This is a genomic window from Candidatus Trichorickettsia mobilis (assembly GCF_034366785.1).
In the GTDB taxonomy this organism is placed as follows: Bacteria; Pseudomonadota; Alphaproteobacteria; order Rickettsiales; family Rickettsiaceae; genus Trichorickettsia; species Trichorickettsia mobilis_A.
The window spans coordinates 282,899-306,242 of record NZ_CP112932.1 but is presented as its reverse complement, the minus strand read 5'-3'; the positions used below and the strand labels follow the sequence as shown (position 1 = coordinate 306,242).

The window sequence follows — 23,344 nt, the reverse complement described above, 5'->3', positions numbered from 1 at the left end:
ACTTGTATATCTGGATTCTCTAATTATAGCTATGATATAAAAGTTAATACTCAGTATTCATTATTTTTGCAGCATTTGAATTTCCAGTATATTTTATGTTCTTATAACCAAGTTTTTTTGCCGTGAATAAAGCTGCATGATCATCGCCTACATCGACGATAATATCTGTTATTGTTTTAGGAAATTCTTTTTGCAAAGTTTTAAAGATGTAATCAAGTACTAAAATACCATAGTATTTTATGCTATTTGGGGAGTTGGTAATAATTAATGGGTTTTGAGTATTAGTTATATACTCTTTAGCGCTACTTAAATTTTCTATTTGGTAAAGAATTGGTTCGGTAGTATCTAATAGAGTAGTCATGTGGTTAGCTAATGATACTTTTTAATTGTTTGAGATGCACAATCTGGCGAATTAAGTGATCATCAGTATTATTCTGATAACCAGCGCAAATAATCTGATTAAATCCCATTCGCATTGCTTCCTTTGTACGTATTTCGCTTCGAGTTACTTTACGTATTTCTCCACTAAGAGCCACTTCGCCAAAAAAAACCATTTCTGGTGGAATCGGTATATTGGTAGCTGCTGAAATGAGAGCGGCAGCTACTGCAAGATCTGTGGCAGGTTCAGTAATTCTTAAGCCCCCGGCAATAGTAAGATATACTTCGTGTGCAGATAAATTCAAACCAAAACGAACATTTAGCACTGCTATCATCATCGATAGGCGATTTACATCCCATCCTACTACTGAACGTCTAGGCATAGCCATAGGTGATGAAGCTATTAATGCTTGAATTTCTATCAATAATGCTCTGGAACCTTCAATTCCGGCAAATACTGCGCTACCACTTGCTGCTTTACCAGATCTTGATAAAAATAATTCTGATGGATTTGGTACTTCCTGTAGCCCAAGTGCTGTCATTTCAAATACGCCGATTTCATTAATGGAGCCAAAGCGATTTTTTATTGAACGTAAAATACGAAAATGATTGTTATAGTCTCCTTCAAAATATAATACTGTATCAACCATATGTTCAAGTAGCTTAGGGCCGGCTAATTGTCCATCTTTGGTGACATGACATGCTAACAATAAAATAATATTATGATGCTTGGCATAATCTATGAGTTCAAGTGTGCAGGCGCGAATTTGTGAAACAGTTCCTGCAGCAGCAGACAAAGTGTTGGATGACATAGTTTGTATTGAATCGATAACTACTACACAAGCATCATTTTTTTGCTCTGCTTGTGATAAAAGTCTGTTTTTATACGAATCAATGGTGGCGATAATATTTTCTATATTTGTTGCGGCTAGGATATTAGTAGAATTATTAGCAATACCTAATCTTAAAGCTCTAAGTTTGATTTGTTCTGGTGATTCCTCGCCAGTAACGTATAAGCATCCGATCTTATTAGCTGTAAGGCTTGCTGCTAATTGTAGTAGCAAGGTAGATTTGCCAATACCTGGATCTCCACCAATAAGAATAGCTGAAGATGTAACCAAACCACCTCCTAATACGCGGTTTAGTTCTTCAATAGCGGTAATGATGCGTATATTATCTGCTACATTAGCATCAAGGGCAGTGGTGGCTTGCGGAGTGCCTAATGCCTTGATTTGGTTCAGGTTATATTCGATTGTTTCTTCGTTAATGCTTCCCCATGCACCACAATCAAAGCATTGTCCTGACCACTTATTAGAGATAGTACCGCAAGTGGAACAAGAGTATCTTTTTTTCGCTTTACTCATATAAAAATTCGAGAGTGTTTGTAGAAACCTGTGTGTCAAGTTAAGGAAAAGAGATGATGTAAACAGTAACTACCACACCTTGTCATTGCAACAGCTCTGTCTAAAGCAATTCAGAAAAAACTCGGCGTCAATAAATTGACTGGATTGCTTCGGCAACGTTGTGGTCTCACAATGACAATTTGATACATTTAAGATTTTTTGGTGTCGTCATTTATTTTATTTTTTAATAAGAAAGGTAATTGGAGTAAAATAAATAATAAAGTTAAAGGTACTGCCCCAAATACCTTGAACTTTACCCAAAATAGTTCATCAAAATTTCGCCATACTAATTCGTTAATTATAGCCATAAAGAAGAAAAAGGCTGCGAATCGGTAACTTAGAATATTCCAGCTTTCTTCTTTTAAATTGAAGGTGCTATTCAACACAGATTTCATTACTGGGCGGTTTTTTATTGCGGTGATCCAAAGAGTACAAGAAAAAATTATATATAATATAGTAGGTTTCATTTTAATAAACATAGAATTACCACTGATTAAGGTAGCAATAGCTGAAACGAATAATATACCAAATGATACTAATGAAAATGTATAAAATTTTCTCTCAAAGATATAGCAAATGGTGATACCAATCATTGATGAAAGCAACATATAAAGAGCTGCATCTCTCATGCCGTTACCATAAATATAACCTATAAGAAAAGCAGCTAAAGGACCGAATTCTGATAAGAATTTCAGCATATTTTTCCTCTATTTAGTTTTAGCTTTTGCATACAGTTTTTGTTGTAACAGTATCAAAACTCCTATTGAAAATAATGTAGAAAAGTAAAATATAATTTGCATACCATTAGGTCTTGCGGTGTATCCTGTGACAGCTTTTAACATTTGACCGGTAACACTTCTGTCGTCAACAAGCCAGTTACTGTCCCATAGCTCATCAGAAAATATCTCAATAATCCCAGACGAAGTTAAAATGCCAGCGGCCTCACTAGCAAGCCCGGCAGCAATAAACATTAATAATACCGAAGATATTTTAAACAAATATTTTTTTGCCAATTTGAGCAATCCCCAATATATTAAAATACCAGATGATAAGCCGGTAGCTGATCCTAGAGCAAGACCAAATAAATACTCATCCATATCTACTTGTTCCATTGAAGCGATACTATAAACACATAACATGATTTCTACTCCTTCTCTTAGGATGGTAGTAGCCACAATTGTGGTTAACACGAAACGGCTAGTAGTGCCGCTACTAATTGCTGTTGATAAATTTTCAAAATCCTGTTTCATTTTATTGGCAAAGCCTTGCATCCAGACAATAGTACAGCTAATCATAACCACAGTGACTAAAATTATAGTTGAATTAACTATTTCATCTCCCATTCCACTAAATGAGAGTGAGATTGTTTTGGTAAGGAATGCAAATAATGAAGCTATAACTACTCCGAGCATAACTCCAGCAATAATATGCACCCGTGAATTTTCTATTTTTTTAGTAACAGCCATCAAAATGCCAAGTATAAGAGCAATTTCTAGACTTTCCCGAAAAATGATAACAGCAATTCTAAACACACTATCCTACTATTTCATTATTTACTTTACTATTATATGACCATTAGCAGTGTCTTGGTGAAATTCTCCCATAAAATTGTATTTTCCTGGTTTTAAAGGAGCAAGTATTATATGCACGCAGGTATGGCTAGGTATAATTTTCTCGCGCTTTAAATCTATGCTCTCGAATTCTTCTATTGTCTTATCATTGTTACATACCGTAAGACGTATCTTTTGACCTGCAGGTATTTCTATAATAGAAGGTTGGAAATAATGATTCTCAATTGAAATATTGTATTCTAAAAAATTAGCGCCAATAATTATGGGGGAGTATATTGATAATGATAATGATACTATTAAACGCCAAAAATATTTATTCATACATGTACAAAGTATAATCTTAAAATTAAGAAATTACAACTATTAGAGAGTGTTCAATAAAGCATATGCACAAGCTAAGGAAAAAGAGACGATATGAACATCGTCAAATCATCAGACTCGACTGCGTCTCAGCTCAGACGTGAGAACTCCTTAGCTCAGACAATTCACATCTACTAATTTTTCTTAACTTGACACTTATGATTCATTGAACGCTCTCCAAGTATAGTCTATAATTCTATTTTAGTGTCAAATCATTCACACCGGTAGATTACCGAAGTGGCTTCCGATCTTTTAGTTATGCATTGTACAATACGCTATGTCAATGATAAATAATAAATATTATTTGCTGTTCTATAGATTTTTATTAGTAAAGTTTAGTGAGTATTTTTTATTATAAAATAAGATACTAAGTTTTTGCTTTCCAGATAAAAATATGTAATAATAATTATTGTCGTGGTTTTACGGCTATAGCAATAAACGTTATTTGAAATAAAAGTTGCGGACTCGGGGGCGGTACCCGGCGCCTCCACCATTAATCTGTTTTTGGGGGCGAAATAGGATCGACGTGCTTAATAAAGGAATGATTTTTGCTCAGTATGATTCCGCTGAAAGTCTAATTATTTAGATTTTTTGGGTCAAAACAACAAATGCAAACGATAATAATCGTTCTGTAGGTTTTGCAGCAGCTGCTGCTTAACACTACGCGGTTGGGGTTTATCCGGGCAACAGAAAAGCCCCGCTCTACCGAATCTTTTTTGGTTGTTTAAGAGCTTGTGAGATCAGTAGATATAAGAGAGGGTTTTTAGAAAGAACGAAGTCGAGTGCCGCAGCGTACATAAGTTTGTTTCGGAACTTCGCCTGCGTTTTGACAACAAAATTACCTCTTAGATGCACTGATCTGATAGGCTTTAAGAATTTTTTAAATTATGTTGAGTAATATCTTCGACCTATTATACATGGACGTTTATTATTCAAGTGCACTAGTCATCTCTAAACTCTAATTCTGGTGAATATTAGAGAGAGGTCTGGTTACCAGTTTCTACAACACTTTAAAAAATATATCTTTTCTTAATATATCGTTAATATGACTGTTAATTACCAAAAATTTCTTGATGAAGCCATGCTTGAGGTTATAAAAAAAGTGTTGCTACAGGTTCAAAATGAAGGGTTGCAAGGCGATCATAGCTTGTATATCTCATTTAACACTCAAGATCCGTTAGTACGGTTATCTGCAAGAATGAAGCAACGTTATCGGCGAGAGATTACCGTAGTATTACAACATCAATTTGATAATTTGATAGTAGAATCTAATAATTTTTCTGTAGGTATAAGTTTTGATGGAATTCATGAACATATTAAAGTACCGTTTCGTGCTATAACAGGGTTTGTAGATCCAAGTACTAAATTTAGCTTACAATTTAAGTATCCTGAGAATATAGATTTATCAGATGAATCAGCTATACAAGAGAATTTTGTAAATAGTGGTGACAACGTTAATAACGTAAAAGAATCCACGGATAATGTGATCGTATTGGATAAATTTCGTAATAAGAAGAAATTGTAATTTGAAAGCAAACATATTGCGTATATATACTGATGGTGCTTGTGCCGGCAATCCTGGGCCTGGAGGTTGGGGAGTCATGTTGCAGTATGGAAGCAATATTAAAGAAATCTTTGGTCATGAGTTGCAAACTACTAATAATCGTATGGAAATAAAAGCGGCAATTGAAGCATTGAGAACTTTAAAAACATGTACATGTGATATTGAAATCTATACTGATAGTAAATATGTTCAACTTGGTATAACACAGTGGATACATAAGTGGATCAAAAATAATTGGTGTACGACTACTAATAAGCTTGTAAAAAACTCTGATTTGTGGCAACAATTATATTTAGAGCTAGGTAAATATAATAATATAACGTGGCATTGGGTTAGAGGACACTCTAATAATATTGGTAATGAAATTGCCGATAGACTCGCAAATCAAGGTAAAGAAATGGCAATCAGGGTATTAAAATGTCAGCATTAAATAAACTTGTGATTGAAGTTTGTTACAAACTAGTGGGTACTGATCAATTTGGTAACAAATATTATGAAGGTAATAAAGTTGATTCATTAGGTCATAAAAAAAGATATGTAATATATAAGGGTAGGGCTGAACCTTCAAAAATACCACCATTATGGCATGCTTGGCTACATTATACTACAGATGAAATACCAGCTGCTTCGGCAAATAATTTTATTTGGCAACAAGATCATTTGCCTAATCTTACTGGCTCTAAGCTAGCATATTATCCATTGGCCGGTGCTCAGGTTAGAAAGAAAGTATCGGCTGATTATAAAAAGTGGCAACCGAAATAATATGAAACAAAATATTTTAGAAACTCTAGTTGGAGCAGGAGTTATAGCTATAGCTATAACTTTTATTGTTTTTGCAATTAATGTTAACAGGGGAGATGCAATAGGCAAAGAGTATTATCTTTTAAAAGCACGATTTCAGAATATTGAAGGAATAGTTGATGGTAGCGATATAATGATTGCAGGAATTAAAGTTGGTACAGTAAAAACCATAGAGTTAGATAAGGATAATTTTTATGCGATAGCATATTTTTTAATAAACTCAGATGTAAAATTACCTAAAGATTCACAAGCAGCAGTATCAACTAGTGGTATTATAGGTAATAAGTATATTGCAATTACTCCAGGCTCAGAAGATGAGCATTTGGCTAATAATGAACAAATTAAATATACTCAATCTGCAATTAATATAGAGTCTCTGATTGGTAAGATAATGTATTCTATAGGCAACAAATAAGTAGACGTGGACTCGGTATACTGGTGATATGCTACGAGTAAATGACAAGTGGCAGTCAAAAGACGTCTGGGCTGAGCGCCTACGGCGCGTGTAACGACGAATTGTGACAATTTTTTATTTACGGGCTATATATATCTTATTAAATGATTAAAGCAATGAAAAAGAAAAATTTTCTTCCTTCCTTCTCCTTATTATATAATTCATTCCCATATAAATATCTTTTGTGTTCTTTTCCTTTAGCTTTTATGGTGCTTAACCCATATTCATATGCATATCAATTAGCGCAACAATTAGTTCAACTTGATGATGCTTTCTTAAAATTAGGGTTTAAGGACCGTCAAGATGGAGAGCGGTTAATAACGGTTAAGCAGCAAGAAGAAGCAGTTTTGCGTATTTTTTATATGGCCGGGTACTTGACGCCAGAGAAATTGTGGCAAGATGTTAATCACGTTCAAAGCATAACCAACAAAAAGGAAGTATTTCTTGCGCTAACGCATGCTATTAAACAGGCATCAGCTAATCAGAAAAATTATGCAGAGTTTCAACCAGACTTATTATATCAACATTTTACCGCAGTACCTCTTCACTGTCAGCAGTGGATGGATTTATTATTATATATTTCTCAACATGCTTTTAATCGAGATAAAGGTCAAGAGCGTAATGAATTAATTAAGCAGAATTGGATGGAAGTTTTCCGTCATGAATATATCAAAGAAGCAACACTAGTTGGGTTGATTAATAGAGAATTGCCAAAATTTAAAGAGTATGATGTGGCGTGGATTGCTGGGGCATCACGACCAGGATTATTAGCTAGGTTGAAGGATTACGAATATATTTTAAACCAGAAGAAAATTGTAATTAAAAATGGTACATTAATCCTAGCTGGTAATAGGGAATTATGGGCAAATATAGACGGTATGTCCTATAAATTAAAAGATATATTTGACACAACAAAATCACTAAATATTGATGCTATTGATATATTAGTTACTGCTGGTAATAAAAAAGAAGCAGAACAAGAGGGAGTTGAATACATACAATATCTGGCAGAGCAATCGGGTATTAAATTAAATGAATTACGTCCATTTATAAGATATGAAACTAAGGAAGACTGCCCTACTGGTAGGTCGCCAGGACGGCTTTATCCTAATTATGCTCCAGAAGAAAAGCGTAAGTTAACTGAAACCATAATGGCTCAGGACTTATTTAAAAAATATTTAGACTTAGATTTTGAGATTATTGATACTGAGGCATTTGAGTTTCAGCGTCCGACTACAGCTACAACAGTTCGTGATGCAGCAGAGTTTTTAGTAAAGCAGATTTTGCAAGGAACTTATGGGATACAAAAAGAATTTGTAATTTTATTTCAAACCAATAATCCTTATATTGAACGGATGACAATAGCGGCTCAACGTGAGGCCGATGAGGTATTTAAAAAATATCATTTACAGGAGCAAGGATATTCAATAAAGATTGACGGTGTTGGTTTCGCTTGTAAACAGGATGTGGTAACTGTTCATTCTGAACTATCTGCATTAATGGCAGAGGAATGGAAGCGGGCTTTTCAAGAAGAAAAAAATGCAGCAGAATATATTAAAACTTTATTATTCCAGACGCGTGATAATAATTTTATTGAGGAACCAATGCCTGTTGAAGTAATTGGAAATCAGTTGAAGCTTGATGAAGTAGATTAAGGATCTAGTTTATCCTGACTCTTTTGTGGTTTATGTCAGAGGTCTAATGAAAAGTTGGTAAAAATGTTTGTCATGCTGGACTCGTTTCAGTATCTTGCAAGCTCCTGACGAGATGCTAAAGCGAGTTCAGCATGACTTACTCTATTCAAGGCTATACGCACTGCATTTTTCAACTCTTTATTTATACGCTATATGTGCATACTAACGTTCAAACTTAAAAATTTGTAAACACTCATGCTATACTAATTTTTGACATTATTATATAACAGTGCAACTAGCTTTTGGTTTTATTTTTGATGATTTATCTAGTTTAGTAAAGTTATACGAGCTAGATCAAGTCTTTTTAGAATTCTTAGAAGAGCATAATAGTGAGGTATACCAAAAACTTTGTCATTTACGTATAATAAATAAGTCTAATACTCAGTCCTATACTTATCTCGATGAATTAGAATATTCAAATTTGCTTCTAGATCTTGCTCCAATCTTAGAGAATTTTTTAGCTCAGCTATTTTTTATTGAACCGGAAATAACTAAATCCAGGTTTGAGCATATAAAATTTAATAGTATTTATCAGTGTAAAAGAAAATTTATTCAACGTTTTGCTATTAAAAAATATCCAAAAGCAAGTATTAACTCTATTGATATTGTCAATGTTACGAACACACTTAATCAATTAATAAGAGCTGAACTGACCCCGATTATATTTGCTACTCATGTTAATGAATGGCTTTTAGACCCCAAGAAATATGTTGATGCACTTGATATAGCCGCGCAATATGCAGCCTGGATGGTTCATACTAATAATGAACATATATTATTTCAATTACCAAAATCGGTAAATCAAGCAGAGCTAATTGATCAAGATAAAATAGCACAATATAAAAAGCATATACGTATCGGGTTTGATTATACTAATACCGAATTAACTTTAGATAATGCATTGAATAATGCGCATTATTGTATCTATTGTCATAAACAGGGGAAAGATTCCTGTTCAAAGGGTTTATATAATAAAATCACTGAAGTTAAGACTTCACAAGACGGTTGCCCATTAAAACAAAAAATCTCCGAGATGAATTACTTAAAAGCGCATGGTCTTAACCTAGCTGCTCTTGCGGTAATTGTCATTGATAATCCGATGGTTGCTGCTACTGGTCATCGAATTTGTAATGATTGTAGCAAAGCTTGTATCTATCAGAAACAAGATGCAGTAAATATACCTATTATTGAAACTGATATTTTGCAAATGGTGCTTGCCCTACCGTATGGATTAGAAATATATCTGTTATTAACTCGCTGGAATCCTCTAAAGCTTGATAATTTTTTACCGAAGGCACCAACAGGATATAATGTATTAGTGGTGGGGCTTGGACCTGCTGGTTTTAGTCTTGCTCATTATTTATTAAATGATGGTCATAATGTTACTGCTATTGATGGCCAGAAAATTATGCCTTTGCCGTTTGATCTACAATTACCGATTAAGGATTGGCATGAGTATACGCAAAACTTATCCGAGCGAGTGCCACAAGGATTTGGTGGAGTGGTAGAATATGGTATTACTGCTAGATGGGATAAAAATAATTTGATTATTTTGCGGCTAATATTAGAGCGTAGAAGCAATTTTAAAGCATATGGCGGAGTAAGGTTTGGCAGTAATATTACCGGAGAGCAGGCGTTTGCTTATGGATTTGACCATATAGCTTTGTGTGTAGGAGCAGGGGCACCAAAAGTTTTAAAACTAGAAAATGGTTTAGCTAAGGGGGTAAAAACTGCTGCTGATTTCTTGATGACTTTACAAGCTGGTGGCGCTTATCATAAAGATAGCCTGACTAACTTGATGATAAGAATGCCGGTGGCAGTAATTGGTTGCGGTTTAACAGCTATTGATGCTGCGGTTGAGGCTTTAAATTACTATCCACTACAAGTAGAAAAGTTTCTGAGAAAATATGAGCAACTTAATAAGCAATTTAGCACTGAGATAATAGAGCAAGATTGGACTATGGAAGATAGGCTGATAGCACAAGAATTTATCACCCATGCACAGCTATTTAGAGCAGCTAGATCACAAGTTGAAGTACAAAATATTTTAGATTCTTTGGGCGGAGTTACCATCTATTATCGTGGTAGTTTAAATGATTCTGCAGCTTATAAATTAAACCATGAAGAGTTAATGCATTCTATGGCTGCTGGAGTGAAATTTCGTGAGCATATGAATCCGGTTAAAGTTAATCTTGATCGGTATAATTATTTGCAGTCAGTAGAATTTAAACAACAGCATATTAGATTTCTAGTTTCGGTAAAAACAATGTTAATTGCAATTGGGACTGGAGATTATATAGATAGTGATATATTAATTAAATCAAATAAATATAGCTATTTTGGCGATTGTAATCCGGAGTTTGCCGGTAGTGTAGTCAAGGCTCTTGCTAGCAGCAAATATGGATATGCGTCTGTGACCAGTGGTTTACAACAAGCGTCTCCGAGTTTTGGTGGTGATTATCAAAAGTTCACATCATATTTAGATAATATTTTGTTGAGTAAAGTATCACAAGTTAATATCTTGACAAAGAATATCGTAGAACTAATTATTCATGCACCAACAGCTGCCCAAAATTTTCGTCCAGGGCAATTTTTTCGTTTACAAAACTATACTGCAAAAGTGGCACAAGCATTTGAACCTTTGGCACTTACCGGAGCCTATGTAGATTTAGCACAAGGTCTTATTTCCCTGATTATTTTAGCTGTAGGTCATTCAAGTGGTTTATGCAAGTTTATAAAAGCCGGAGATAAAGTATCATTAATGGGGCCAACAGGATTAGCTACTGAAATTATTAAGAACAGTAATGTCGTGCTTATTGGAGGTGGCTTAGGCAATGCAGTATTATTCTCAGTAGGTCAGGCTTTAAGAGCTAACGGTTGTAATGTTATTTATATTGCCGGTTATAAGAATGAGACTGATCGTTTTTATGCAGAAAAAATAGAGGAGGCTGCCAATACGGTCATATGGTGCTGTGAGAATGATATTTTAACTGTTAATAGAGTAGATGATATTAGTATTAAAGGTACGGTCATTGATGGATTGCGAGAATATAACGCTAAAAAGAGTGACAATATTGTTGATCGCATAATTTGTATTGGTTCAAGTAGTATGATGTTAGCGGTACGGAACATCAAAAATGAACTATTTGGTTCTAGCTGCAAATTGATATGTAGTATTAATTCCTCGATGCAGTGTATGATGAAGGGTATCTGTGGTCAGTGTATTCAACCAGTATTAGATGAGCGAAACTACATATTCGCTTGTGCCTGCCAGGATCAGGATGCAGATATAGTTGATTTTGAAGTATTACGAAATCGATTACAACAAAATTCTTTGCTCGAGAAAATCATGTTTTTTGAAAATAATTTATGAATAATCCGGTGATTATTTTAGTAGCTCCACAAATGGGAGAAAATATTGGTGCTACTGCACGAGCAATGAAAAATTTTGGCTTAACGAATTTAAGAATTGTTGCTCCTCGTGATGGTTGGCCAAATGATAAAGCTAGCAGCGTAGCAGTTGCGGCTATTGATATATTATCAAATGCAAAAATATATGATGATCTGGCAAGTAGTATTGCTGATTTAGAATATGTATATGCTACAACTTCTGTACCAAGGGATATGAATAAGAACTATATATTATCCAAGGAATTACCTGATCATTACCCAAAGCAGCTGAAAGTGGGAATTATGTTTGGCAGAGAAAATTGTGGTCTGACTAATCAAGAAATTACAATAGCCAATAAAATTATTACTATCGACACTGATCATAATTTTAGTTCATTAAATATTGCGCAGGCAGTGATAATAATTTGTTATGAACTGTTTAAGTCGCAAGAGCGTACAGATTTAGTTAATACCCAGCTTTTAGCTACTAAAGAACAAATGGATTATTTTTTTGCACATTTATTTACTGAATTGGATAAGAAAAATTTTTTTAAGGTGGCTCAAAAACGGCCACAAATGACAAGAAATATTATGAACATTTTTTACCGTATTGAAAATTTATCTAATACTGAATTACAAACCTTGCGGGGAGTTATTAGCGCTTTAACAAAAAAATAGTAAGCGTTTACGGGGTTTTAAGATTGAAGGTTAGTACAAGACTTACAAGGCTACAACCACCGTCTGAGCTGAGGAGTGAAACGACGAAGCAATCCAGAAAATAGCTAAAAACATTGATTTTAACTACTTTCTGGATTGCTTCGTCGTTTCACTCCTCAGCTCAGACGATTTTTAATCCGTGAACGCTCACAAAAAATAAGTTAAGCAAAAAAATCATTTGATTTATAAAAAATATTTGATATACATACATATGTAATATAAATAATTTTAGGGTAACAAAATATGAAAAAACAATATCAGGAAATGCAAGAAGATAATCAAGAACATAATAAACAGTTAGATGTAGAGTTTGTAACTAGGTTATTTGATGATAAGTATACAGCACAAGATGTTAAGGAATTGGTGAATAGTTTAAGTAAAGAGGAATTTTATCAGATGCTGACTGGTCCTGGTTTTTTTTTATATGCTGGTCCTGTCGTTCCAAAAGGAAGAGAGGTGGCGCCAGTAACATTAGATCTAGATAAGGTAAATGAACCAGTACGAATAGGTATTTATAATATTACGCTAACTGAAGAAGTAATGGTTCAGCTTATTACCGGAGAAGCAACTAAGCTTAAAATTGATATTAAAGATGATGTAGTACGCCACGCTGTATTTACACCAATTAACCAATTAGGTGGCCCAACTCATAAAGTGACATTAATTGAGCCCGCTCACTCTTACGTTCCAAATTCTAAACTTAGTGAAGTGCTAAAATGCTGTGCAAAATTTGAAATCACGGAAATTCCTATTTTGCCGGAAATGTGGTCACATTTAAAGGATAATGCGAGATATGATAGCATGATTAGTGGTAAGCGCCCTAGTAATTATGAACAACAAGTTAATCAGGCTAAGTTATCAAACAAGGCCGGCTTGTCGATAGAAATACTAAAGCAGTCTATAAATAATGATGAATTTGTACAATTATTTACGCATGCTCCTGCTAAAGAATTTAAAAATTTTGTAAAAGCACATAAAACTGAATTAGTAGAATTTGTAAAAACCAGAAATGATGGATATCTTGATGAGATAGCGGGTTTATTACCTTTTAATAAGGTAGCGGTATCTTTGTTTGAGCATCTTGGCATGATGGGTTATCAAGTAAAAGCTGGTACAGGTTTTTTACAGCCATATACCATCAATAATTGGTTAAACCATAATATCGATCAAATACCTGATTTGCCTAAAAAACTTTCATCGCTCTTGAAAGAATTGCGTGGTCAGGAAGTAGTATTTGAACCGGAGCAAGTACAGTATATGAAAACATGGCTTACTCCATCAACTGTAAAAATTTTGTTTGATGTAAAAAGTAAGTTTACTAAAGCCATAAAAATATTTGTTGAGAGTGGTTACAAATTATTAGCTCCATCAGTAGAAGAAGCAAAAAATGCTTGGAAAGAGAGTGTTATTGCTGAGCAGATCTTGCCTAAGATAAAAGATATGATAGTGTATCGAAAACTCCTTTTTGTGGATAAAACTATTGCTGATAAGAAAGTTGTAGAATTTAAGCAGTATTTGACAGAGGAATTACAAAAAGTAGCGCAGAATCCACAAAATTTACTAGCAAAGGATAAACAAGTTTTGGATATATTAGAGATTAATCCCGGTAATATGAAATTAAACCAAGAAAATATAGAAGAAATTAGTGAGCAAGCTTCTAAAAAATTACAGAAAGTTGCAGGTGCTTTTGTAAAAGCTAGCAATGATTTTTCATCATTTGTGAATCAGGCTGCCTTTATGAAGAAGTTGGGTTCTATATTAAAGTATAAAACTACAGCATACACTAATGATAATAAGTTGCTCAGTTTTTTTGACTATGCAGAACAACTTCCTTTCGCTAAAGCTATGCAAACGAAAATGATCAAAGCTAATAAAGAATTTGTCGATTATAAGTTACAAGAGGGATTGATAGAGCATCACTGGATTGAGTTGGGTGGTGAACTACAACAGATTGAACAGATTTAAAAAGTTTGTAGGTTTTATAAATTTATTTGCAAGCGTTGTTACGGAGTTTAATATTGAATAATATTCATGCCGCATACGGCGTCATTGCGAACGAAGCCGTAGGTGGGCAAGTGGGGCAATCCAAAAACAGCTAAAACGACTTTAGTTTTAGCTGGATTGCTTCAGGTCTTGCGCCTCACAATGATGAATACAGTAGCCATCCTGCTGGAGGATAATCTGAAAGCAAGTAAGTATATATTAATTAGGGATCTTAGTCTTGATTGTAAGCGCATGTAGCTCTTTATCTAAAATATTGGATAGCGCAGCTTTTACCATGCGATGTTGAGCTAGTATATTAAGTCCTTGAAATTTGCTATCAGTTATTTCCAAGGAATAGTGATCTTGATCTCCTGCAAGATCAGTAATTTTTATTAGAGCATTTGGAAAATGCTCACGTATGATATTTTCAAGTTTTTGCGAAGATATTGCCATCTCATTCCACCTTTCATTATATAAATTTTTTTTGCAAAACTCCCAGTTTACCAGTTTATAAGTTATGCTCTGTGAAGGATATTTGCTATAATTGTAGCGTATGAGAGAAGTATATTATATAATTTGGCTATAAGGGAAGAAAAAATGTTGATAACTGACACCGAGCACCTAAAAGATTTTATTATAGAATGTCTGCTTGAAAAAAAAGCAGAAGATATAGTTACTATTGACTTAAGTAATAAAACACCATTAGCTAAATATATGATTTTTGCTAATGGTCGTTCCATTAAAAATATTTCAGCAATTGCAGAATATTTGAGTTTTGAGTTAAAGCATAAAACTAATTTGGCTATTAATATAGAAGGTATGAGTAAATCTGAGTGGGTGTTAGTAGATGTTGGTGATATTATTATCCATATTTTCTATCCAGCAGCTAGGGAGCATTTAAGATTGGAAGAAAAATGGAATAAGGTAGTTTAATGATAGTCAATTCTTCGGTTGATCAGAGTGAGTTAGAAAAATTTGATAAAATTTCTGAGAGTTGGTGGGATAAGAATGGTGAGTTTAAAATATTGCATCAGATTAATCCGATAAGATTACAGTTTATTAAAGATAAAATTAGTTTGCATTGGAAAATTCAAGGGCAGCAATTCACAGATTTGAGTATTTTGGATGTTGGTTGTGGTGGTGGTTTGGTTACAGTGCCTATGCATAAATTAGGAGCTAATGTTACCGGTTTGGACGCTAGTAATAATAATATAAAAGTAGCACGTAGTTATGCAGAAAAACATAATTTATCAATAGATTATCTCCATTGCACTATAGAAGAATTAGCTGCTCAGGATTTACAATATGATGTATTATTATGCCTTGAGTTAGTAGAGCATGTAGCTAATATTAACTACTTTATAAAAAGCCTTGCTTCATTATTGAAACCTAATGGTATGCTGATTCTCTCTACTCTAAATCGTACTATCAAATCTTATTTATTAGGAATTATTGTTGCTGAATATTTGTTAGGCTGGGTGCCAAAAGGTACGCATGATTATAGTAAATTTCTTAAACCATCTGAACTTTATCATTTACTATATAATCACCAAATGTGTTTAAAGGAGTTAAAAGGATTAACGTTTAATCCCAGTAGTGGTCTTTGGTCTTTAAGTGATGATATTAATGTTAACTACTTTGCCTATGCGACAAAAAACAACTATTAGACTAAAAAAATCAGTACTTGTAAACATTACTTCTGCTGTTTTCTTAAGAAAGCTGGGATTTCATGGATGTTATTAGAAGCCGAACCAGTTGATGGTGAAACTTGATCCTTATTAGGATAATCAATATCATCTGTAGTTCTAACCTTGTCATTAGACTTCAAAGAATTCCACATTTTGCTTAACAAAGAACTGCGAGAATTATTATGATTTTGTGATCCAGCGGCGCCAGGCATCTCTGTTGTTCTAAAAGCTGTATTTGTAGTATTTATTAAAGGTTCAGCAGTATGGTGTACAATATTTGCACTATCTGTCATAGTATAATTTCCAAATTGCGGTACTTCTTCTTCATAAATTGTAGAAGCTGGTGTAGTTGGTGTTGTCGCTACTGTAGCTGTAGATAATATAGTTTCTTCTAGCGAGGAAGCTTTAGTTGAAGCGTATGTTGGTTTGATATGAGCCACATGATTTTCAGCATCAATCCCAGTTGCTACTACTGATACTCTGATAATACCGTTAAGTTCTGGATTAAACGTGGAACCAAAGATGATATTAGCTTCACTATCACCACCTACTTCTTCTCTTATTCGGTTAGCAGCATTATCAACTTCAAATAAAGTCATATCACTACCACCGGTAATATTAATCAACACCCCTCTGGCTCCTCGCATTGAAGTATGATCAAGTAGTGGGTTTGATATTGCAGCTTCAGCAGCACGTACTGCTCTATCCTCACCTGAAGCTTCTCCTGTCCCCATCATAGCCTTACCCATTTCACTCATAATCGTACGTATATCAGCGAAATCAAGATTGATTAACCCCGGCATTATCATTAAATCAGTGACACCCCTGACTCCTGCGTGTAATACATCATCGGCCATCTTAAATGCGTCAGCAAAAGTGGTACGTTCGTTGGCAATGCGGAACAAATTTTGGTTAGGAATGACAATTAGAGTATCAACAAATTGTTGTAAATCATTCAAACCCTTATCAGCAGTTTTCATTCGATGAGCTCCCTCAAAATGAAAGGGTTTGGTCACTACTCCTACTGTAAGTATTCCTAGTTCCTTGGCAATGCGAGCAATTACTGGAGATGCTCCGGTGCCGGTGCCGCCACCCATTCCTGCAGTAATAAATACCATATTACTTCCTTCCAAGTAACCCATGATTTCATTTACTGACTCTTCAGCAGCTAAAGCTCCAACCTCTGGAGCTGCCCCAGCTCCTAATCCTTTAGTAATTGTAGCTCCTAGCTGAATTCGGTTATCGCATAAAGAATGTTCTAATGATTGAGCATCAGTATTGGCTACTACAAAATTTGCACCTTGTAAATTTGCTGCAATCATGTTATTTACGGCATTACCACCAGCACCACCAATGCCAAAAACCGTGATAATAGGCTTTAATACAATGTTTTCTGGAGCTTTAAAACTTACACTCATAATTTTATTTAATTTTTAATTTGCAAAATTCAATATTGCTTCTGCTATTTCTGTAGCTGCAGATTTTCTTGAATATTGATGAGAAGTTATAGGTATTTTAATTTCTTGAAAATTTTGGTCTAATATTACTGTATTACCAGCAGCTGCTTCAGACATTATATGTTTTTTATGAGTTTTATTCATGGCATTATTTTGGATAATAACAGTACGTCCATTCAAATTATCAATTGCTTCTGAAATCATTGATGTTGACTCTCCAGGTAAAAAACATTTGCCGTCTTTTGCTTTTTTTATTATCCACAATCCTGCTTTATAAAAACCACCAACTTTATGATTAAAATCATATAATTTAAATGCTGATTTATCCATGTATTTAGCTAACTCTTCGATAAAAGCAGTGGTAACTGGATCTATTTGTTTACCTTGATGAACCCATTCACGCTTCTTAAATGTTTGAGGATCATACAGTCCAGTTCTTGCACCGTTAAAGATCATTAAAGAGTACTGCCCATTTTTACAAAACTCACCAATATATTTTGCTGCTTTTTTAGCTTCAGCAGCAGTATATATTGCAATTTTATTATCTTTTGCCGGCGCATCACCACCCAAAATTATCATCGCTATTTTAGGTTTTTGAGCTAACCAACTAAAATCTTTTTGGTGTTTTTGATAATCTTGCTCTAAAATAGCTGGCGTTGAATTATGAGCTACTCCTATGGTTTGGATAATTTTACTACCTTTTTGTTCTGCTGCTTGCAAAAAATTTGGGTCGATGCTAGATGTCGGTAAAGCTATTAAATTGGCTTTGCCTAATATTTGATTGTGCTCATCAAATATCAAGTGAGTAGTATTAACAATAAATATATTAGGACATGATTGGCGATAAACATCATTAATTATATTAGCTCCATCTAAGCCAGAAGTTAACAAAATAGTGTTATTATTTTGTTTGCATTCGCTATCAAGAATATGCTTTAAAGACATTACTTGAGTACTATGTATATACTGTATTGATTGCTTTGGTAACTTAGCGATAACTGCATCCGTTATACCGTATAGTTGATTCTGATCTCCAATCTTACCTTCATTCAAAACTACAATAATATCTCCACTAAAAGCTATAGTTTTCATGGGTATTATTGCTAATAAAGTAGTATAAATAACGATAGTAAACCAATATTTATAAATCACCACGTTAATGTAATATGAGTTTTAAAAATTTGAAGAACACAGCTAACTTTAAATGGCAAAATTATCTTAAAGTTTTGTTGTATATACCCTCTAAAATTTATCATAATTACTTCTATAATTCAATCATAGTTTTGTATAAAAACCATCCACAATTTACAATCATTAATTATTCACAGAGCCTAGTTTAGTCATAAATTTATTGTATTAGCAAAATAGATAAACTAGGATGCACAAAATAAAACCAATATCTGACTAAAGAATTAAATGAAATTACAAAAATCTATAAAATTACTACCTTTGTTATTTACCGTAATAGCAGTGAGCATCTTGCTATCATTAGGGTTTTGGCAACTTCAGCGGTTGCAAGACAAAAATTTACTTATTAAGAATATTAATTATAATTTAAATAATAAACCACTTGATATCCAAGTAATGAATCAAGCAAACATATATTCTAAAATTAATATTCATGGTAAATTCTTGACTAATCATGATATCCACCTTTATCGACGTATAGCTAGTCAACATGGACAAGATGGTTATTATTTACTATCACCATTTCAGACAAATAATAACCAGCTCATTTTAGTTGCTAGAGGTTGGTTCAAATCAATATATAAGCCTGATATATCCAAGGGTTTTTCGTCTAAGCAGGAACAAATAAGTGGGATAGTACTTACTGGCGAACAGAAACAATTCTTTATTCCCGGTAACGATTTAAAAAATAATATCTGGTTTATTCTAGATTTAAATCAGATAGCACAATTTTTAAAATTAGAATTGCCTGAATTTTATTTACTACAACTAGAGCCAGATAACTTACCAGATTTTGTTAAGCCTATCCCTGCTGATAATCTTACCAAAATTAAAAATGATCATCTGGAATATGCATTTACCTGGTTTATTTTAGCTATAAGCTTAATAATTATATTTATTATTTATGTTAGGAAAGAATCAAATTAACAAGATTTTGTATGCAATGCTTAAATCTCACATTATATCATAAATTTTAATTAAATTTACAACAAAAAAGTGTATTAAGCACTTTCTTCAAATTCAATCAGAACTTGATTGGCAAATACTTGATCTTTTTCATTGACTAATATTTTGGCGATAGTTGAGGGGCGTTCTGCCGTAATTACATTCTCCATCTTCATTGCTGTCAAAATCATAATATCTTGCCCAGGAACTACTTGTTCACCGACTTGAACTTTAATTGCGGCTATTTGTCCGGCTAGAGGAGCCTGTAAGGTTGTTAAAATATCAACATGCGGTTTGGAAATCATTAGTGCTTCCAGCTCCGACATTCTAGGAGAGCGTACAAAAGCATTAACACTAAGCCCTGAGTGCGTTAACATATAACCAGTGCGAATTCTTTCAATTTTGACATTTACTTTATTGCCATTAACTAAACCACTGAATAAATGACTTCCTAAATTCCAGTTACTGCGGATATAGATTCTATTTGATCCTTGTCTGATATTATACCCGTCTGCAACCGGTTTGATTAATATTGGAAACAATTTATCATCGATCGACACTACCCAACGAGTACCGATATTGTTAGTCTGGTCGATAATTTGTCCGAAGATTGATGCGGCTCTTTTTTGTTCTGCGATATATATATATATCGCAGTCGACAGGAATACTTCGGTGATCTCTGAAGTTAAGGCAGCTCCAGAAAAGCCGTCAGGATATTCTTCTGCAATAAAGCCAGTGTTAATATCGCCGCTAATAAATCGTGGATGCGACATTACTGCTTCTAAAAAACTTATATTGTGAGCAATACCCTTAATAATATAAGAGCTTAAAGCAGAACGCATAACTTCGATAGCCTGTTCGCGAGTCTCATGATAAGTACATAATTTAGCAATCATCGAATCATAAAACATGCTTACTTCACCGCCGGAGCCAATGCCATTATCTATTCTAATATTAGAACTTTTTGGCGGTTCTGAATATTCAGTAATTCTACCGCTAGAAGGCAAAAATCCTCTTGATGGATCTTCTGCACAGATTCGTGATTCAATAGCCCAGCCTTTTAAAACTATATCCTGTTGTGAGAAAGTTAATTTTTCTCCGGCAGCAATTTTAATCATTTCTTCAACAATGTCGATTCCAGTAACCAATTCAGTTACTGGATGCTCAACTTGTAATCTGGTATTCATCTCAAGAAAGTAAAACTTACTGTCAGCAGTTACCATAAACTCAACAGTACCAGCAGAGTAATATCCTACCTTACGAGATAATGATATCACTTCAGCATACATTTTTCGTCTAGTATCTTCGCTTAAGAATGGGCTTGGAGCTTCTTCAATAACTTTTTGATGATATCGTTGAATTGAACATTCTCGTTCACCAAGACATACGGCATTTCCATGTTGATCAGCTAGTAATTGTATTTCGATGTGTCGTGGTGATGAGATCAGTTTCTCAATAAATACTCTACCGTCACTAAAACTACTGGCGGCTTCTAATCTGGCTGATGAAAAAGCAGCAGTCATTTCTTGTGAGTTTTTGACTACTCGCATTCCTCTACCACCGCCACCAGCAGCAGCTTTTACTATTACCGGGAATCCAATATCTTCCGCTATGCTTATTGCTTGGCTTACTGTATTAATAGTGCCCATATAGCCTGGGATTGTAGTTACTCCAGCTTCAATTGCAATTTTTTTAGCAGCTATCTTATCACCCATTTGTTTAATTGCCTGCGCACTAGGACCAATTAAAGTTACTCCCTCTCTTTTTAAAATATTAGCGAAATTTGCATTTTCTGCTAAGAACCCGTATCCTGGATGAACAGCGTTTGCTCCGCTTGCTCTGATGGCATTGATAATGTTTTTAATAGATAAATAGCTTTCAGTAGCTGGAGAATTCCCGACATAATAGGCTTCATCGGCATATTGCACATGCATAGCATTGGTATCAGCTTCAGAATAAACTGCAACAGATTTTATGCCCATTTTTTTTAGTGAACGCATAATTCTAAGAGCGATTTCACCTCTGTTAGCAATTAAGACTTTATCAAATAATGGTTTGCTCATTGATTATAACGGTAAATTATCATGTTTTTTCCATGGCATATGCACTTTTTTATTTTGTAAAAAATTAAGTGCCTTACATATACGCCACCTGGTGTTTTGAGGTTTAATTATATCATCCAGATAGCCTCTGGAAGCAGCAATAAAAGGTGAAGTAACGGTTTCTCTATATTCTGCAATTTTTTGTTTTTTTAAATCCAAGTCCTTACACTCTTCTCTAAATATTATCTCTGCAGCCCCTTCAGCACCTATGACTGCAATCTCAGAATTAACCCAGGCATAATTTATATCCCCGTGTAGATGCTTTGAATTCATAACTATGTAGGCACCACCATATGCTTTTCTAGTAATTACAGTAATCTTTGGTACAGTTGCTTCTGCATAAGCATATAGCAATTTGGCCCCATGCTTGATAATACCATTATATTCTTGATCTGTACCAGGCAAGAACCCTGGAACATCAACTAGCGTTACTAATGGTATGTTAAAAGCATCGCAGAAACGTATAAATCGTGCGGCTTTTCTTGAAGCGTTAATATCTAGACACCCTGCTAAATGTAGTGGTTGATTGGCAATAAAACCGACCGGCCTTCCTTCCATATAACCAAAACCAATAATAATATTTTTGGCAAAATGCGGTTGCAGCTCAAAAAATTCTCCTTCATCAACTATACGCTCTAACAATTCAGTCATATCGTAAGGTTTATTCGGGTTTGATGGCACTAAGGTACTAAGAGACATATCAACTCGATCAGCAGGGTCTTTAGTATCCCTAATTGGTAGTGGAGCAGTATTGGATAGTGGTAAAAAATTAAAAAATCTTCTAGTTTCTAATAATGCTTCAACATCATTTTTAAAAGCTAGGTCGGCAACACCGCTTTTAGTGGTATGCATCCTGGCACCACCTAGCTTTTCCTGACTCACTTCTTCGCCAGTTACCGTTTTTACTACTTCCGGTCCGGTTACGAACATGTAAGAAGAATCCTGTACCATGAAAATAAAATCGGTAAGAGCAGGGGAGTATACTGCGCCACCGGCACAAGGACCCATAATTAAAGTTATTTGTGGAATGACTCCGGAGGCTAAGACGTTACGATTAAATAATTCACCGTAGCCACCGAGAGCATCGACTCCTTCCTGAATTCTGGCTCCACCGGAATCATTAATTCCGATGACAGGTGCGCCTACCTTTAGAGCAGAATCCATAATATTACAGATTTTTTTAGCATGATATTCACCCAGAGAGCCGCCATGCACCGTAAAATCCTGACTATAAACAAAGACTAGCCTACCGTTGATAGTACCGTGACCAGTTACTACTCCATCTCCAGGAAAGATTTTATCACGCATTCCGAAATTGTCGCATCGATGTTCAACGAACATTGCAGTTTCTTCAAAACTGTCTGGATCCAAAAGAACTTCAATTCGTTCTCTGGCGGTTAGTTTCCCTTTTGCATGCTGGATAGAAATACGCTTGATTCCTCCACCTTGCCTGGCAATATTTCGTTTTTCATCCAATATATCTTGACTTTGTAATGTGGTTTGATTCATCGTTAATTTAACCAAATTAAATTACCTTAAATTTTAAGATATTAAATTTTAAGGTAATATATAGTACTGAATAGTTAGTTATACTTGAGTAGTATTAAAATTCAACAAGATTTATATTTTATTATAGTCAAATTCGTAAT

20 protein-coding genes, 1 other RNA gene and 1 pseudogene are annotated in these 23,344 nt (G+C 34.4%); 12 read left to right on the top strand and 10 right to left on the bottom strand.

Annotated features, from left to right (window positions below; translation table 11 throughout):
• Window positions 1-43: 43 nt before the first annotated feature.
• The 5 genes from Trichorick_RS01325 to Trichorick_RS01305 all read right to left on the bottom strand — a co-directional run bounded on the left by Trichorick_RS01325 (window position 44) and on the right by Trichorick_RS01305 (window position 3,673).
• Window positions 44-361, bottom strand: coding sequence for a hypothetical protein (locus tag Trichorick_RS01325; protein ID WP_323738473.1), 318 nt, complete (start codon window positions 359-361; stop codon window positions 44-46).
• A gap of 4 nt (window positions 362-365) precedes the next feature.
• Window positions 366-1,742 carry a DNA repair protein RadA gene (radA, locus tag Trichorick_RS01320; RefSeq protein ID WP_323738472.1) on the bottom strand — a complete coding sequence of 459 codons (1,377 nt, stop codon included), beginning with the start codon at window positions 1,740-1,742 and terminating at the stop codon, window positions 366-368.
• Between the two features lie 188 nt (window positions 1,743-1,930).
• Window positions 1,931-2,479: a septation protein A gene (locus Trichorick_RS01315; RefSeq protein WP_323738471.1), complete on the bottom strand. Its 549-nt coding sequence runs from the start codon at window positions 2,477-2,479 to the stop codon at window positions 1,931-1,933.
• Between the two features lie 9 nt (window positions 2,480-2,488).
• Entirely contained in the window at window positions 2,489-3,313 is an 825-nt protein-coding gene (locus tag Trichorick_RS01310) for an FTR1 family iron permease (protein WP_323738470.1), read from the bottom strand.
• Between the two features lie 21 nt (window positions 3,314-3,334).
• Window positions 3,335-3,673 (bottom strand): cupredoxin domain-containing protein, encoded by a 339-nt coding sequence (locus Trichorick_RS01305; RefSeq protein WP_323738469.1) that lies wholly within the window; start codon window positions 3,671-3,673, stop codon window positions 3,335-3,337.
• Window positions 3,674-4,083: 410 nt separating this feature from the next.
• Between Trichorick_RS01305 and ssrA the strand changes: the two genes are divergently transcribed.
• From ssrA to Trichorick_RS01260, 9 genes are all read left to right on the top strand, one after another.
• Window positions 4,084-4,414, top strand: a transfer-messenger RNA (tmRNA) gene (ssrA, locus tag Trichorick_RS01300).
• Window positions 4,415-4,757: 343 nt separating this feature from the next.
• A complete protein-coding gene (locus Trichorick_RS01295; RefSeq protein WP_323738468.1) occupies window positions 4,758-5,237 on the top strand; it encodes a ClpXP protease specificity-enhancing factor SspB in 480 nt (159 codons plus the stop codon).
• Window position 5,238: 1 nt separating this feature from the next.
• Window positions 5,239-5,706 carry a ribonuclease HI gene (rnhA, locus tag Trichorick_RS01290; RefSeq protein ID WP_323738467.1) on the top strand — a complete coding sequence of 156 codons (468 nt, stop codon included), beginning with the start codon at window positions 5,239-5,241 and terminating at the stop codon, window positions 5,704-5,706.
• Window positions 5,694-6,038: an NADH-ubiquinone oxidoreductase subunit NDUFA12 family protein gene (locus Trichorick_RS01285; RefSeq protein WP_323738466.1), complete on the top strand. Its 345-nt coding sequence runs from the start codon at window positions 5,694-5,696 to the stop codon at window positions 6,036-6,038. The genes rnhA and Trichorick_RS01285 overlap by 13 nt, the downstream gene beginning before the upstream one ends.
• A 1-nt stretch (window position 6,039) precedes the next feature.
• Window positions 6,040-6,492, top strand: coding sequence for an outer membrane lipid asymmetry maintenance protein MlaD (mlaD, locus tag Trichorick_RS01280; protein WP_323738465.1), 453 nt, complete (start codon window positions 6,040-6,042; stop codon window positions 6,490-6,492).
• 155 nt (window positions 6,493-6,647) lie between these two features.
• Window positions 6,648-8,186, top strand: coding sequence for a hypothetical protein (locus Trichorick_RS01275; protein WP_323738464.1), 1,539 nt, complete (start codon window positions 6,648-6,650; stop codon window positions 8,184-8,186).
• Between the two features lie 268 nt (window positions 8,187-8,454).
• Window positions 8,455-11,598, top strand: coding sequence for an FAD-dependent oxidoreductase (locus Trichorick_RS01270; protein WP_323738463.1), 3,144 nt, complete (start codon window positions 8,455-8,457; stop codon window positions 11,596-11,598).
• Window positions 11,595-12,293, top strand: a complete 699-nt coding sequence (locus tag Trichorick_RS01265; RefSeq protein ID WP_323738462.1) for an RNA methyltransferase — start codon at window positions 11,595-11,597, stop codon at window positions 12,291-12,293. Before Trichorick_RS01270 ends, Trichorick_RS01265 begins: the two co-directional genes overlap by 4 nt.
• A 282-nt stretch (window positions 12,294-12,575) precedes the next feature.
• Window positions 12,576-14,297 (top strand): hypothetical protein, encoded by a 1,722-nt coding sequence (locus Trichorick_RS01260; RefSeq protein WP_323738461.1) that lies wholly within the window; start codon window positions 12,576-12,578, stop codon window positions 14,295-14,297.
• A 237-nt stretch (window positions 14,298-14,534) separates the two neighbouring features.
• On the opposite strand, the gene Trichorick_RS01255 is transcribed toward Trichorick_RS01260, so the two are convergent.
• Window positions 14,535-14,768 (bottom strand): BolA/IbaG family iron-sulfur metabolism protein, encoded by a 234-nt coding sequence (locus Trichorick_RS01255; protein WP_323738460.1) that lies wholly within the window; start codon window positions 14,766-14,768, stop codon window positions 14,535-14,537.
• A 147-nt stretch (window positions 14,769-14,915) separates the two neighbouring features.
• Between Trichorick_RS01255 and rsfS the strand changes: the two genes are divergently transcribed.
• Together rsfS and ubiG are read left to right on the top strand one after the other, a co-directional pair.
• Window positions 14,916-15,248, top strand: a complete 333-nt coding sequence (gene rsfS, locus Trichorick_RS01250) for a ribosome silencing factor (protein WP_323738905.1) — start codon at window positions 14,916-14,918, stop codon at window positions 15,246-15,248.
• Window positions 15,248-15,982, top strand: coding sequence for a bifunctional 2-polyprenyl-6-hydroxyphenol methylase/3-demethylubiquinol 3-O-methyltransferase UbiG (gene ubiG / locus Trichorick_RS01245; protein ID WP_323738459.1), 735 nt, complete (start codon window positions 15,248-15,250; stop codon window positions 15,980-15,982). Before rsfS ends, ubiG begins: the two co-directional genes overlap by 1 nt.
• 404 nt (window positions 15,983-16,386) lie before the next feature.
• Here the strand turns inward: ubiG and ftsZ are convergent.
• A pseudogene (gene ftsZ / locus Trichorick_RS01240) lies at window positions 16,387-17,421 on the bottom strand (cell division protein FtsZ); the annotation flags it as partial.
• A gap of 15 nt (window positions 17,422-17,436) precedes the next feature.
• A complete protein-coding gene (locus Trichorick_RS01235) occupies window positions 17,437-18,552 on the bottom strand; it encodes a hypothetical protein (protein ID WP_323738457.1) in 1,116 nt (371 codons plus the stop codon).
• A gap of 324 nt (window positions 18,553-18,876) precedes the next feature.
• On the opposite strand from Trichorick_RS01235, the gene Trichorick_RS01230 reads away from it, so the two are divergent.
• The gene (locus tag Trichorick_RS01230) at window positions 18,877-19,575 is read left to right on the top strand and encodes an SURF1 family protein (protein ID WP_323738456.1); all 699 of its coding nucleotides are present in this window, start codon (window positions 18,877-18,879) and stop codon (window positions 19,573-19,575) included.
• A 74-nt stretch (window positions 19,576-19,649) separates the two neighbouring features.
• Here Trichorick_RS01230 and Trichorick_RS01225 read toward each other — a convergent pair whose 3' ends face one another.
• Together Trichorick_RS01225 and Trichorick_RS01220 are read right to left on the bottom strand one after the other, a co-directional pair.
• Window positions 19,650-21,656 carry an acetyl/propionyl/methylcrotonyl-CoA carboxylase subunit alpha gene (locus Trichorick_RS01225; RefSeq protein ID WP_323738455.1) on the bottom strand — a complete coding sequence of 669 codons (2,007 nt, stop codon included), beginning with the start codon at window positions 21,654-21,656 and terminating at the stop codon, window positions 19,650-19,652.
• Between the two features lie 3 nt (window positions 21,657-21,659).
• Complete coding sequence (locus Trichorick_RS01220) at window positions 21,660-23,204, bottom strand: acyl-CoA carboxylase subunit beta (protein ID WP_323738454.1); 1,545 nt, start codon at window positions 23,202-23,204, stop codon at window positions 21,660-21,662.
• Between the last annotated feature and the right edge of the window lie 140 nt (window positions 23,205-23,344).